Source organism: Listeria monocytogenes ATCC 19117, assembly GCF_000307025.1.
GTDB lineage: Bacteria > Bacillota > Bacilli > Lactobacillales > Listeriaceae > Listeria > Listeria monocytogenes_B.
Genome location: NC_018584.1, coordinates 1,599,558 through 1,613,212 on the forward strand (window position 1 = coordinate 1,599,558; position 13,655 = coordinate 1,613,212).

General features: G+C 38.9%; 10 protein-coding genes. 1 reads left to right on the plus strand and 9 read right to left on the minus strand.

The window, feature by feature from the left end:
• Positions 1 to 119: 119 nt before the first annotated feature.
• The 9 genes from LMOATCC19117_RS07925 to LMOATCC19117_RS07965 form a co-directional block, all read right to left on the minus strand.
• Complete coding sequence (locus LMOATCC19117_RS07925; RefSeq protein ID WP_003725695.1) at positions 120 to 497, minus strand: FxsA family protein; 378 nt, start codon at positions 495 to 497, stop codon at positions 120 to 122.
• Positions 498 to 615: 118 nt separating this feature from the next.
• Entirely contained in the window at positions 616 to 2,373 is a 1,758-nt protein-coding gene (gene pyk / locus LMOATCC19117_RS07930) for a pyruvate kinase (protein ID WP_003727384.1), read from the minus strand.
• Positions 2,374 to 2,655: 282 nt separating this feature from the next.
• Positions 2,656 to 3,615, minus strand: a complete 960-nt coding sequence (gene pfkA / locus LMOATCC19117_RS07935; protein ID WP_003723299.1) for a 6-phosphofructokinase — start codon at positions 3,613 to 3,615, stop codon at positions 2,656 to 2,658.
• Positions 3,616 to 3,899: 284 nt separating this feature from the next.
• Entirely contained in the window at positions 3,900 to 4,856 is a 957-nt protein-coding gene (gene accA / locus LMOATCC19117_RS07940; RefSeq protein ID WP_003734342.1) for an acetyl-CoA carboxylase carboxyl transferase subunit alpha, read from the minus strand.
• On the minus strand, positions 4,846 to 5,730 hold the full coding sequence (gene accD, locus LMOATCC19117_RS07945; protein ID WP_003727383.1) for an acetyl-CoA carboxylase, carboxyltransferase subunit beta: 885 nt from the start codon (positions 5,728 to 5,730) through the stop codon (positions 4,846 to 4,848). The genes accA and accD overlap by 11 nt, the downstream gene beginning before the upstream one ends.
• Positions 5,731 to 5,947: 217 nt before the next feature.
• On the minus strand, positions 5,948 to 9,274 hold the full coding sequence (gene dnaE, locus LMOATCC19117_RS07950; protein ID WP_003734343.1) for a DNA polymerase III subunit alpha: 3,327 nt from the start codon (positions 9,272 to 9,274) through the stop codon (positions 5,948 to 5,950).
• Positions 9,275 to 9,395: 121 nt separating this feature from the next.
• Positions 9,396 to 10,331, minus strand: coding sequence for a DHH family phosphoesterase (locus LMOATCC19117_RS07955; protein ID WP_003726611.1), 936 nt, complete (start codon positions 10,329 to 10,331; stop codon positions 9,396 to 9,398).
• Between the two features lie 20 nt (positions 10,332 to 10,351).
• Positions 10,352 to 11,665, minus strand: a complete 1,314-nt coding sequence (gene ytoI / locus LMOATCC19117_RS07960; RefSeq protein ID WP_003727381.1) for a CBS-HotDog domain-containing transcription factor YtoI — start codon at positions 11,663 to 11,665, stop codon at positions 10,352 to 10,354.
• Positions 11,666 to 11,690: 25 nt separating this feature from the next.
• Positions 11,691 to 12,377: a metal-dependent hydrolase gene (locus tag LMOATCC19117_RS07965; RefSeq protein WP_003725990.1), complete on the minus strand. Its 687-nt coding sequence runs from the start codon at positions 12,375 to 12,377 to the stop codon at positions 11,691 to 11,693.
• 164 nt (positions 12,378 to 12,541) lie between these two features.
• Here LMOATCC19117_RS07965 and LMOATCC19117_RS07970 point away from each other — a divergent pair, with 164 nt between their 5' ends.
• Positions 12,542 to 13,639, plus strand: a complete 1,098-nt coding sequence (locus tag LMOATCC19117_RS07970; protein WP_003727380.1) for a M24 family metallopeptidase — start codon at positions 12,542 to 12,544, stop codon at positions 13,637 to 13,639.
• The last annotated feature ends 16 nt before the right edge of the window (positions 13,640 to 13,655 follow it).

Sequence of the window (13,655 nt, forward strand, 5' to 3'; positions counted from 1 at the left end):
AGATAACAATTATTATATCATAAACATACCTTATAGTAATACTAAAATGCCATAAGGAAAATGAATTGCCCTTTTTTCAATGAAACCTCTATAGAAAGTTTTTCCCATAGAGGTTTTAATTACATATCAAAATAATAATATTGCGTATGTTTCTTTTGATTTCCAAGCCATTTTGTTAATTTTGGTTTTAATAGTTTGCGGGAAAATGGAATAAAAATGAGTAGTCCAAGTATAGTTGTTATAACACCTGGAATAATTAATAAAAACCCGGCGATAAAAAAGCACAGACTATCCAACAAATACGGGGCTACAGTGCGGCCATCTCGTAAATTTCGGAAAAGGTTGCCACCAAGCCGTTTGAAAATAAAAACACCAAAGGCACTTGAAGCTGCCTGAATAAAAAGAAGTGGCCAAAAGCCAATTACTTGGAATAACCAAACGTACATAATCAATTCTATTAAGCCATATAAAGCCCAATAAAGAATAAATTTTCTCATAAAATCAACTCCAATACTTACTCTCTATTATAACCTATTTTGGCGTAATCGAAAAACAATACAGGCGTGCGCATAAAAAAAGCGTCCCGCATGCGGGACGCTTTTAGAAAGTTAACTATTAATGTGTTGCTGTTTTGCCGTTATATACAACACCTTGACGAGAATCAACAGTAATGATTTCACCGTCTTTTACAAGAGATGTTGCATCTTTAGCGCCAACGATGACAGGAATGCCTAGGTTGATTCCTACAACTGCTGCGTGGCTAGTCAAGCCGCCTTCTTCCACAACAACTGCTGCACTTTTCTCGAATGCAGGTAGCATTTCTTTATCCGTTGTTTTAACGATTAAGATTCCGCCTTCTTCTGCTTTTTCAAGTGCTTCTGCATTGGATTTAGCAACGATTGCTTTACCGATAACAGATTTGCTGCCAATACCTTGGCCTTTAACAACTTTTTCACCAATTAATTGGATTTTCATTACGTTTGTTGTTCCACTTTCAGTAACTGGAACACCAGCAGTGATGATAATTAAGTCGCCTTGTTTTGCAACGCCAGAAGCAAGAGATTCTTTCACTGCAAGGTCGAACATTTCATCTGTGTTGCTAACTGGAGTAGCTAGGCGAGGATAAACACCCCATGAAAGTGCTAAACCGCGGTATACATGCTCGTTGAATGTTACAGCAACGATATGAGATTTAGGACGGTATTTAGAGATCATACGCGCTGTGTGACCACTTTGAGTCGCAGCAACAATAGTTTGTACATTTAGGTTTTTCGCAGTATGGCCAACTGCTTGACCGATAGCTTCTGTCATATCCGTATTTTCGTGAAGTTTAAGTGCAAATTTATCTTGAGCAACTAGTACTTCTTCTGTACGAACAGCGATTTTCGCCATCATTTTAACTGCTTCTACTGGATAATCCCCAGCAGCTGTTTCACCGGACAACATAATTGCATCTGTTCCATCAAAAATCGCATTCGCTACGTCACTTGCTTCAGCGCGAGTTGGACGTGGGTTACGTTGCATGGAATCAAGCATTTGTGTTGCAGTAATAACAGGTTTACCAAGTTTATTACATTTTCTGATAAGTTCTTTTTGTACAATCGGAACTTCTTCAGCTGGAATTTCAACACCAAGGTCCCCACGAGCAACCATTAGGCCTTGAGATACTTGTAAGATTTCGTCGATATTATCAACGCCTTCTTGGTTTTCGATTTTAGGAATGATTTGTACGTGAGTTGCATTGTGCTCTTCTAGAATTTTAGTGATTTCAAGAACATCTGTAGCACGACGTACGAAAGATGCAGCGATAAAATCAATACCTTGTTCTAAACCAAAGCGGATATCAGCAGCATCTTTTTCTGTGATTCCTGGTAGGTTGATAGAAACGTTTGGTACGTTAACACCTTTTTTATTTTTAAGTACACCTGGGTTAAGTACTTTTGTTACTAGTTCGCGATTAGCTTCGTCTTTTTCGATTACTTCAAGACCGATTAAGCCGTCATCAAGTAAAATGGAAGAACCAATTTCTACATCATCGTAAAGTTCGCCGTAAGTCACGGAGAATTTTTCTTTTGTTCCTTCAACAGGAGTCATAGAAACACGTACAACATCACCTGTTTGGAATTCTAATTTTCCGCCGACCATGTCGTTTGTACGGATTTCTGGACCTTTTGTATCAAGTAAGATAGCCACTTGTTTACCAGTTTTTTTCGATGCTTCGCGGATATTTACAATACGCGCACCGTGCTCTTCAAAATCTCCGTGAGAGAAATTAAGACGTGCAACGTTCATTCCTGCTTCGATCAACTGAACTAATGTGTCAACTGACTCACTTGCAGGACCAATTGTACAAACAATTTTCGTTTTTTTCATGTTATTACTCCTCCTAGAACTTAGCTATTCATTCGTATTTATTATAAACATATCTTCCACATTTTACCAGTAACAACCTTGTAAAACAAGTAAGTTTGTGAATAAAATCGCAATCAACCTGCATGGTAACGATAACAAGAAAACGTTTTCCAGATTGTTACAGCATGCTTAATGAACGATTTGCATTTCTTTACCCTCAAAGTTTATTTTTAATACATTACTAAAATTTTTCACAAAGAAAGGCTACCATGCTTTGTCATGGCAGCCAGCTCTTCAGCCGTTTTAAATCGACAAAATAGATGCTAGATCAAATAATTTTTGATCAAGTGTGTGTTTTTCTTTCAAAATTTCACTAATGTCATTTTCGACAATTCTATTTTCACGGATTCCAACAGCTAATCCTCCGCGGTTTTCTAACAATAATTCTACTGAACGTGCACCAAGACGGCTTGCAAGTACACGGTCAAATGCAGTTGGGCTACCACCACGTTGAACGTGTCCAAGAACAGTTACACGTGCATGATAATCGCCATATTCAGCTAATTGTTTAGCGAATTCATTACCGGACATTACGCCCTCAGCAACGACGATAATACTATGTTTTTTACCACGTTCGCGACCTTTGTTCAAACGATCCACGACATCATCCATATTAAAACTTTCTTCTGGAACGATGATAGCTTCAGCACCACCAGCAAGTCCAGACCAAAGAGCGATATCACCAGCGTCACGTCCCATAACTTCAATAATGAAAGTACGTTCATGACTTGTAGCTGTATCGCGGATTTTATCAAGTGCATCAAGAACAGTGTTTAACGCTGTATCAAAACCAATAGTAAAATCAGTTCCAGAAATATCATTATCAATAGTTCCTGGGATACCAATAGTTGGGAATCCACGTTTTGTAAGTGCTTCCGCTCCGTGATAAGAACCATCTCCACCAATAACCACAAGGCCATCGATTTGATGTTTTTTCAATTGTTCAATTCCTTTAAGTTGTCCTTCTTCTGTAGCGAATTCAGGATATCTTGCGGAATAAAGGAATGTACCTCCGCGGTGAAGTAAATCACCAACAGAACCTAATTCTAGTTTACGAATATCACCATTGACTAGCCCTAAAAAGCCATAGTTAATACCGTAAACTTCAAGTCCTTCATAGATTGCTTTCCGTACAACAGCACGAGTGGCTGCATTCATTCCTGGAGCGTCTCCTCCACTTGTTAAAATTGCAATTCGTTTCATTTTACTTACCACCTCAGACAATGATATTGTTTTTCATCACATGTGTTTATTCTACATGAAAAAAGGGCAAATGAAAAGCTTCAACAGAGCACTTTTTTAAACGAGAAGCTTTGCAAATCGCCATTTTAAATATCGGTCTATTCCGATTCGTACGAAAAACGGCTTTATAGCTTAAATAAACATAATTGGTCTATACTTGTGAATGGGTAAACTTTCTTTTTAGCGTTTGGCATATACCAAAGAAGCGGATCTCCTAAAATTAGGAAAGCCGCTTCTTTTATTGTTTATAAAGTATCGTATACACCGATTTTCTTGAATTTCTCATAACGCTGTTCCATTAATTGTTCTTCAGAAAATGCCATTAGTGCATGTAAAGACTTCGTGATAGTTTTGTTAATTTCTTCGGCTTGCGCATTTAAATCTCGGTGCGCACCGCCTTTTACTTCTGGAATAATTCCATCTGTAATGCCAAGTTCAAATAAATCGTCAGCTGTAATCCGCATAGACTCTGCTGCTTTCTTCGCTTGACTGGCATCTTTCCATAAAATAGCTGCTGCTCCTTCTGGTGAAATAACAGAGAAAACTGCATTTTCAAGCATGAAAATTTGATTTCCAACACCAAGAGCGAGTGCTCCACCACTTCCACCTTCACCGATTACAATAGAAATAATTGGTACTTTCATATCGCTCATTTCATAAAGATTTCTAGCAATGGCTTCACTTTGACCGCGTTCTTCCGCAGCTCGACCTGGATAAGCACCTTTCGTATCGATGAAGCAAATAATTGGTCGGCCAAATTTATCTGCTTGTTTCATCAAACGTAGCGCTTTACGGAAACCTTCAGGATGAGGCATACCAAAATTACGATGTAAATTATCTTTTGTATCTTTACCACGTTGGTGACCAATAACTGTCACTGGGATACCGTGGAAAGTTGCGATACCGCCAACAATTGCAGCATCGTCACCAAATGCGCGATCCCCGTGAAGTTCCATGAAGTCTTCGAATAAAAGTGAAATATAATCAAGTGTCGTAGGTCTTTCTGGATGGCGAGCTACTTGAAATTTATCCCAAGCAGTCATATTGCTATAAATGCTTGATTCTAACTTAGCTAAGCGTTTTTCTAGCTTTTCAATTTCATTGGTCAAATCCACATCAGAAGTTTCATTGTACTCTTTTAAGTCAGCAATCTTACTTTTTAATTCTAAAATCGGTTTCTCAAATTCCATCTCATTCGCCATCCGCTTCACCTCCTACTTCAGGTGTTTTCACGTGAATGCTTAAAATAAAACTTAATTTATTTTGCAGATCAAGGCGTGAAATACAGTCATCTAGTTGTCCATGCTTTAATAAAAACTCCGACGTTTGGAAGTCTTCTGGTAATTCTTCACGAACGGTTTGTTCTATTACCCGGCGTCCAGCAAAGCCAATAAGTGCGCCTGGTTCTGCAAAGTTATAGTCTCCAAGGGATGCAAAACTAGCAGAAACCCCACCAGTAGTTGGGTGCGTCATTACCGTAATAATCAGTCCCCCGTGATTGCTAAATCGTTTAAATGCAGCAGAGGTTTTCGCCATTTGCATAAGCGAAAGCATCCCCTCTTGCATACGCGCGCCACCTGAAGCAGTGAAAATAACAAACGGTTTATTTGTTTTATCGGCATCTTCCACGGCACGAAAGATTTTTTCACCGACAACAGAGCCCATACTTGCCATTCTAAAACGAGAATCCATCACTGCAATAACAAGCGGATTACCATCAATTGTAGCATGACCAGTAACAATGGCTTCATTTAAACCAGATTTTTGCTTATCTTTCTCAATACGATCCATATAATCTTCAAAACCAAGTGGATTTGCTGTCGTTAAACTAGCATCAATTTCTTCAAAAGAGCCTTCATCAACTAGCATATCGATTCGTGCTTTTGCCCCAATTGGATGATGAAAACCACAATAATTACATACCATAAGATTTTTTTGCAATTCTTTGGTATACATTATTTTTTTACATTCCGGACATTTTGTCATAATACCTTCTGGAACATCTGCTTTCGTTCCATCAGAAGGAATTGTGGCATATTTTCTCTTTTTTGGTTTTGTAAACAAGTCTCCTAGCAAGGATAACCCTCCCCATTTACGCTTTCTATTGTGGTTATTAACGATTTTTAATGTTGTAAAAATAAAAAATGAATAAAGACATGAAACATAAATCAACCGCATTTTCCCACAAGAAGACAAAATGCCAGTCTATCCGAATTACAACTGGACAGACTGCGCAATATTGTTTTCCACGTTAAACTATAACATACTTTCTATAAATATAGAAAGTCTAAGATTACTTAATGACTACATTCTCTTTACCGAGTAGCTCTTCTAACGCTTCTTGCAGCTCATTTGATGGCGTTACTTGAATATTTTTCAGCTCAGCAGTTTGTTTCGTTATTGCTTGATGCACAATGACCTTACTGTCGCCTTTATAACGAGTTAAAACTGGCTTAATTTGTTCCATTTGCTGTGGTTCCGTTAATTTTAGGAACAATCGTACGGGGGCTTTTATTTCTTTTAAATCTTCTGCTTTATTGATAATTAACTGTAGCTCTCCGTTCCTTGTGTCTGCTTTGACTTGCAAAAAGAGAATCTCCCCTTTTTGTGCAAAGCTCGCGAATTTACGATAACTTTCCGGGAACATGACGGCGCTCAGTTCTTTTGAATCATCACTAATTGTTAAAAAGCACATCGTTTCGCCCTTTTTTGTTCTAATTGATTTGACTTCATGTACATAAGCAGCTACTTGATAGTTTTTGCCGGAAGAAAGATTTGCAAGTCTTGTAATAGCAAGATTTTGTAATTTATTTTGGTAGTACGATACTGGATGCGCTGAAACGTATTGACCCGTGTATAATTTTTCTTTCTCCAGCTTTTCATCAATCGAAATGGGCGCGGTTTTCCGGTAGCGTGGTTTCATCTTTTTCAAAAAGTCATCATCTTCCGCGAAAAGATTCATTCCTTTCGAATCTTCACCGAGTAGCGAAATATATTGTAGCACTGCATCAATGGTTGCCAAAATCGTTGCTCGATCCTCGCCAAATTCGTCAAAACACCCAGAAAATACAAGTGCTTCTAAAACGGTTTCTGAGAGCATTTTATGTGGCATTCTTTCACAAAAATCAAAGAAATCTCGGAAAGGTGCTTTTTTTCGTTCGTTAATAATTTCTAAAATGAATTTCGTTGGCACTTTACGAATAACACGGAAACTATAGCGGATAGATGATTCATTCTCCACTTGGAAGTAGTAATTACTATGGTTGATGCTTGGCGCTAACATGCTAATTCCGTAGTTTTTTGCTTCGGTAATGTACTGGGAAATTTTGTCGTCATTGCCAAAAACAGAGCTAAGAAGCGACGACATAAATGCAGCTGGAAAATGTGCTTTTAAATAAGCTAATTGAAAAGCGATTTTTGAATATGCTGCAGCGTGACTTCGGTTGAAACCGTAATTCGCGAATTGAACAATCATATCATACACTTGGTTAGCGCTAGCATCTGAATAACCTCTACTCTTAGCACCTTCCACAAAGTGAATTCGCTCTTCGTTTAGGACATCTGCTTTTTTCTTGCTGACCGCTCGTCTTAATAAATCTGCTTCTCCAAGCGAAAATCCAGCCATTTGGTTCGCTACTTGAATAATTTGCTCTTGATAAACGATAACGCCGTATGTCACTTCCAAAATAGGCGCTAAATCTGGATGAGGATATTGAATTTTTTCTTTTCCGTGTTTTCTAGCGATAAATGTATCAATTTGTTCCATTGGACCCGGACGATAAAGCGCATCTACCGCCACGACATCTTCAAAAGAAGTTGGTTTTAATTTTCGGAGCACGCGTCGAATCCCGTCCGATTCAAATTGGAATACCCCTGTCGTGTCACCTGTTTGGAATAGTTTCAATGTTTTTTTATCTTCTAAGGAAATATCTGCTAATGTTAACGGAGTTTCTCTAGTATAATTGACTGATTTCAAAACACGATCAAGTAAACTAAGATTTCTAAGTCCTAAAAAGTCCATTTTAAGTAAGCCGATTTTCTCTAATTCTCCCATAGCAAACTGGGTCAAACGTGCATCTCCGCTACCTAATTGTAGCGCGACTTGTTCTACGAGTGGCTTGTCACTAATTACTATTCCGGCTGCGTGCGTTGAAATATGACGTGGCAAGCCTTCCAGTTGACAAGCAACTTCCCAAATCATTTCATTTTCTTTAGAGCTTTTAATATGGTTTTCTAAACGCGGACTTTCTTGTAGTGCTTTTTGTAACGTAATACCTAACTGACTTGGAATCAACTTAGACCATTCAGATAATAGTACAGAATTTAGCCCAAAACTCCTCGCAGTATCGCGAATCGCCGCTTTTGCCGCTAGTGTTCCAAACGTGCCGATTTGCGCCACATGCGCTTCTCCGTATTTAGATACCACATACGAAATCACTTCATCGCGGCGATTATCTGGAAAATCCAAATCAATATCGGGCATCGTGATACGTTCTGGGTTTAAAAATCGTTCAAATAGCAAATTGTAACGAATCGGGTCTACATCCGTAATTCTGAGTGCATAGGAAACAAGCGCCCCCGCCGCAGAGCCCCGACCTGGACCTGTTAAAATTCCCGCCTCGCGTGAATAACGAATAACATCCCAAACGATTAGAAAGTAATCTGCAAAACCCATTTCCGTAATGACTTTTAATTCATATTCTAAACGCTCCTGATATTCCACACCTAATAAATTTCGTTCTTTTAATCCTGCAAAGGCTGTTTGACGCAAAACATCTGATGCATTTTGTCCTTCATTTAATGGAAATCTAGGTAATAAATGCTGATCCAAAGCAATTTCGACATGACAACGATCTGCAAGTTCACCAGTTTCTAAGCATGCCCGTTTTTCGAACTCCGTTTGCCAATCACGTTCCATTTCTTCTTGTGAGGTAAAATAATTTGGTCCGGCAAGTGGTAACGTTGTCCAATCGACCGTTCGATTATCACGAATGGCCGTTAAAACTTCTTTTGCTTGCGCATCTTTTGGTTCTATATATTGTACATTTTTCGTCGCAACAACCGGTACATTTTCTTCTGCAGAAAAAGTTTCTATTTTTGTGAAAAGACGTGGATTTTCTTTTTGGGCAGATAAATAAACAGATTCTTTACCAAAAATTTCGACTAAATTTGCATAAACTTCCAGTGCTCCCTCGCGATTCTCCTCCATCAGAAGACGTTCGATTTCTCCTTTGGCACCAGGTGAAATCGCAATCAAGTTACTGCTATAAGCGCGTAACCAGCTTTGTGGCAATTCGGGGCCTTCTTCGCGCGTTTGAATAGCACTCGCGATTTTTAATAACTCGTGATATCCAGCGGTTGATTCCGCAATTAATATCAACTCATATGAATTAATTGGATTTAAGTAACCTTGAATTGTCACCGTCATCCCGATAATTGGTTTTATATCCGCCGCTAAACACTTTTGATAAAACTCGACTACTCCGTAAAGTACATTTTTATCCGTAATTGCTAAGGCTGGATAATGGTATTCTTTTGCTTTAGCGATTAGCTTATCAATCGATGCTGTACTTGAAAGCAAATCATAAGCGCTCGCAACTTGTAAATGAACAAACCCCACTATCCTCTCTCCTTTCAAAACTCTCTTTTTCCATTATATCGGTTAAGCTAAAAAAAAGAAAGTGTGTTCGTGTTTTTATATAAAAATAAAGCCAGATAATTAATCCGACTTTATTTCCTAATTATTTATCGGCACAAATGCGTTGCAATTTTGCCGTCATTTCCTTTATTTCTTCTTCATTATGAAGTGTCGCACCAGAAGCAAGCGGATGTCCGCCGCCGCCATACTCTTTGGCTAATTCATTAATAACTGGACCTTTAGAACGTAAACGAGCTCTAAAAACGGGACCTTCTTGAATGAACATAATCCATGCCTTGATACCTTCCACATTTTCGATACACGAAACAAGTGCGGAAGCGTCGCGCGGATCAACTTCAAACTCGTTTAAAAGCGTATCACTTAAATAAACGGTTGCAGCGCCATTTTCATCCATGACAAAGTTTTGCAAAATATATCCAGAAAGTTTTACCGTATTTTTCGGTAATTCATATAATTCTCGGTAAAGCGCCGGACGATCAAATGGAAATGTCACTAAATGCGCAGATAAACGTAACGTCTCTTCCGTTGTGCTTGGATACAAGAAGCGCCCAGTATCACCAACAATTCCCGCATAAAGGAGTCTTGCAGCAGTTTCATTCAAAATTAACTCATCCGAAAACATTTCCCAAAAAGCGACAATCATTTCACTACAAGAAGAAGCCGTCGTGTCCACCCAAAGTAAATCACCATACGCATCATCATTTGGATGGTGGTCAATTTTTATAAGTGCTTTACCAAGGTTAAAACGCCCGTCTGAAATCCGTTCTTGGTTCGCGGTGTCACACACAATCACAAGCGCATCTTTATAAATTTCATCCGTTATTTCGTCCACTATACCAAGAAATTGGAGCGACTTTTCATCATTTCCAACTGAATAGACTTTTTTCTCAGGAAAGCTAGCCCGGATAATTTCCGCAAGCCCCATTTGCGATCCGTATGCATCTGGGTCAGGCCGTACATGTCTATGCAAAATAATCGTTTCATATTGTTTTATTTGTTGTAAAATCTCACTTTTCATTGTTTCGCCTCTATTTCTTTTTAACGTTCCATCATTTGACAAGCGACAATAGCTTTTCCGGTCAAAATTCCTTCTAAGTAAAGCTCTACATCAAGCTTACCGGCCTTACGCCCCATCTCCAAAATTCGCGGTTTAATAATAATTGTCGCGTCCATTTGAACAGGTTTTAGGAAATACATCGTTACATTTTCAATCGCTACATTCCGTTTTTTCATAGAAAATAGTTTTTGCTGTACGACGTCACAAACCACTTGTGTAAATACACCATACGATAATGTTCCGAGTGAATTAGTCATTTGCGGGCTAACTTTAAATTCATAATCTGCCTCTTCTCCAGTATCTGCTTTTTCAGAAAGCTGATTCGCAATCGTATCATCAATTGTTTCACCGACTTGCGGTTGTTTTTGAATCATTTGCATAGATTTTAGAATATCCTGTCTGCTAACAATCCCGATTAATGTTAAGTCATCTTTAACGACTGGAATTACTTCGATACTCTCCCAAATCATCATGTGCGCCACCGAGGCTACACTCATTTTTGGTCCCACAGTTAACGGATTTTTCGTCATTACTCGTTCAATTGAAATACTTGGATTTTTTTCCAGAATATCCTTACTTGTAACCATCCCAGTCAGTCGCATCGCTCGGTTAACTACAGGAAATCGACTATGACCTGTCGCTTCTTCCATTTTATGCCAATCTTCCACTTTATCAGACGTAGATAAAAATGCAGTTGTTTCTAATGGGGTCAAAATATCCTCCACAAATACTACTTCTTTTTTAATTAATTGGTCATAAATCGCGCGGTTAATCATCGTTGCAACTGTAAACGTATCATACGAAGTCGATAAAATGGGCAGTTCTTTCTCGTCCGCCAACCGTTTCACTTCGTCGTCCGTATCAAACCCACCAGTAATCAGTACCGCGGCGCCACGTTTCAAAGCAAGTTCATGAGCGCTCACTCTATTTCCGACAATTAATAAGTTTCCTGCATCGGTATAGCGTTCCATCGCTTCCACTGTCATCGCCCCAATAACAAACTTATTAAGCGATTTATAAAGCCCCGCACGACCTCCTAGCACTTGCCCATCAATCATATTCACAATCTCAGCAAAAGTTAATTTTTCGATACTATCTTTTTGCTTCCGTTCAATTCGAAGTGTTCCCACTCGTTTAATAGTAGAAACAAACCCAATGATTTCTGCATCTTTAATAGCCCGATAAGCAGTTCCCTCGCTTACAGACAAGTTTTTCGCGATTTTTCGTACAGATATTTTTTCTCCAACTGCAAGATTTTCAATGTATTTTAAAATCTGTTCATGTTTTGTGGCCACGACACGTTCACCCATTCCTATTTTGTTAGATTTCGATACCTTCCCCAATTTCAAGTACTTTTCCAGTTATCCCCTCATCAAGCGATGCAACAAATTTGTGCGGATCTTGCGCAATCAAAGGAAACGTATTGTAATGCATTGGAACAACTAATTTCGCTTGTAAAAACCGTGCCGCAATCGCCGCATCTTCTGGTCCCATGGTAAAATTATCCCCAATCGGCAAGAAAGCAACGTCTAGCGGATTTAATTCACCAATTAATTTCATATCAGAAAACAAACCAGTGTCCCCTGCAAAATAAATATTTTTATCTTCTATCGTAAATACAATCCCAGTTGGGAAACCAAGGTTAACAATGCGACCATCTCGAACCGTCTGCGATCCGTGAAAAGCTTGCGTCAACTTCACTTGGCCAAAACTAAACTGTCTTTTCCCGCCAATATGCATTGGAGCGATATTTTCAAGCCCATCCTCTACTGCTAAAAAAGAAGCCAAATCCGCATTACAGATAACGGTTGCTCCAGAATTCTTAGCAATTTCAACTGTATCACCGACATGATCATCATGTCCATGCGACAGAACGATAAAGTCAGGCATCTGCTCTTCCGCTTTTAAATCACATTTCTCATTACCAGAAATAAATGGATCCACGAGAATAGTTGTATCCCCAGTAATTATTTTAATACAAGACTGACCATGAAATGAAATCTTCATGTTAAAAAACTTCCTTCCTGATTCATTATTCTATGTGTATTATTGTACCACTATTTATTATAAACTACTATATAACACCTCGTAAACTAAGAGGTGTTTATTAGCAAAATAATTCCTTCGCATGTTATCATGAAATAGAAATCAATTGGAAAGAAGGTACAATTATGGAAAAAAATATCGATGTCTTACAAAATTGGCTAAAAGACCAAGGTGCTGAGGTGGCATTTTTAACAGATCCAGAGAACATCGCTTATTTCTCGGGTTATCATAGTGAGCCTCATGAGCGCGTGCTTGGCTTAGCAGTTTTCCCAGATAGTGAACCGTTTTTATTTACGCCCGCTCTTGAAGTAGAAGATGTGCGCGGCGGTGACTGGACACACCCTGCATACGGATATAACGATACCGAGAATCCTTTCACCATCATTGCAGACGAAATCAAAAAACGCGTTGCAAATCCAAGCAAATTTGCTATTGAGAAAAAACATATGAGCGTAGATCGCTACGAACAATTAGGTGGATTATTCTCCGGCAGCTCTTTCATTCCGATTGAACACAAAATTGAGCAAATTCGTCTGATTAAAACCGAAGCCGAACTAAAAATATTAAAAGAAGCAGCCTTATTAGCCGATTACGCCGTACAAGTTGGTGTAAACGAAATCGCAGAAGGTAAAACAGAAGCAGAAATCGTGGCGAAAATCGAATACGAAATGAAGAAAAAAGGCGTAACTGCCATGTCTTTCGATACAATGGTCCTTACTGGTAAAAACGGTGCCCTGCCACATGGTACTCCAGGCGAAACAAAAATCAAAAAAGGCGATTTAGTTTTATTTGATTTAGGCGTTGTCCATAAAGGCTATTGCTCTGATATTACACGCACAGTAGCTTTTGGAGATATTTCCGATGAACAGAAAAAGATTTACGACACTGTTTTAGAAGCGCAAATTGCCGCTGTCGAAAAAGTAAAAGCCGGCGTAAAAGCAAGCGAAATTGATTTAACTGCTAGAAATATTATTCGTGAAGCAGGTTACGGTGATTATTTCCCACATCGTCTTGGTCACGGTCTTGGCGCGAGTGTCCATGAATTCCCTTCGATTACAGAAACGAACAATATGGAACTGCAAGAAAATATGGTATTTACGATTGAACCAGGTATTTATGTTCCCGGTGTTGCCGGCGTTCGTATAGAAGATGACCTCGTTGTCACAAAAGACGGCGTGCAAGTATTAACGGAATTCCCAAAAACTTTACAAGTAATCGACTAACAAGAAAAGCGAACTT

Bases quoted from the DNA above. Each gene is read 5' to 3' on its own strand.
- pfkA (WP_003723299.1), bottom strand. From the start codon at position 3,615: ATGAAACGAATTGCAATTTTAACAAGTGGAGGAGACGCTCCAGGAATG.
- LMOATCC19117_RS07965 (WP_003725990.1), bottom strand. From the start codon at position 12,377: ATGAAGATTTCATTTCATGGTCAGTCTTGTATTAAAATAATTACTGGG.
- LMOATCC19117_RS07970 (WP_003727380.1), top strand. From the start codon at position 12,542: ATGGAAAAAAATATCGATGTCTTACAAAATTGGCTAAAAGACCAAGGT.
- accA (WP_003734342.1), bottom strand. From the start codon at position 4,856: ATGGCGAATGAGATGGAATTTGAGAAACCGATTTTAGAATTAAAAAGT.
- LMOATCC19117_RS07955 (WP_003726611.1), bottom strand. From the start codon at position 10,331: ATGAAAAGTGAGATTTTACAACAAATAAAACAATATGAAACGATTATT.
- pyk (WP_003727384.1), bottom strand. From the start codon at position 2,373: ATGAAAAAAACGAAAATTGTTTGTACAATTGGTCCTGCAAGTGAGTCA.
- LMOATCC19117_RS07925 (WP_003725695.1), bottom strand. From the start codon at position 497: ATGAGAAAATTTATTCTTTATTGGGCTTTATATGGCTTAATAGAATTG.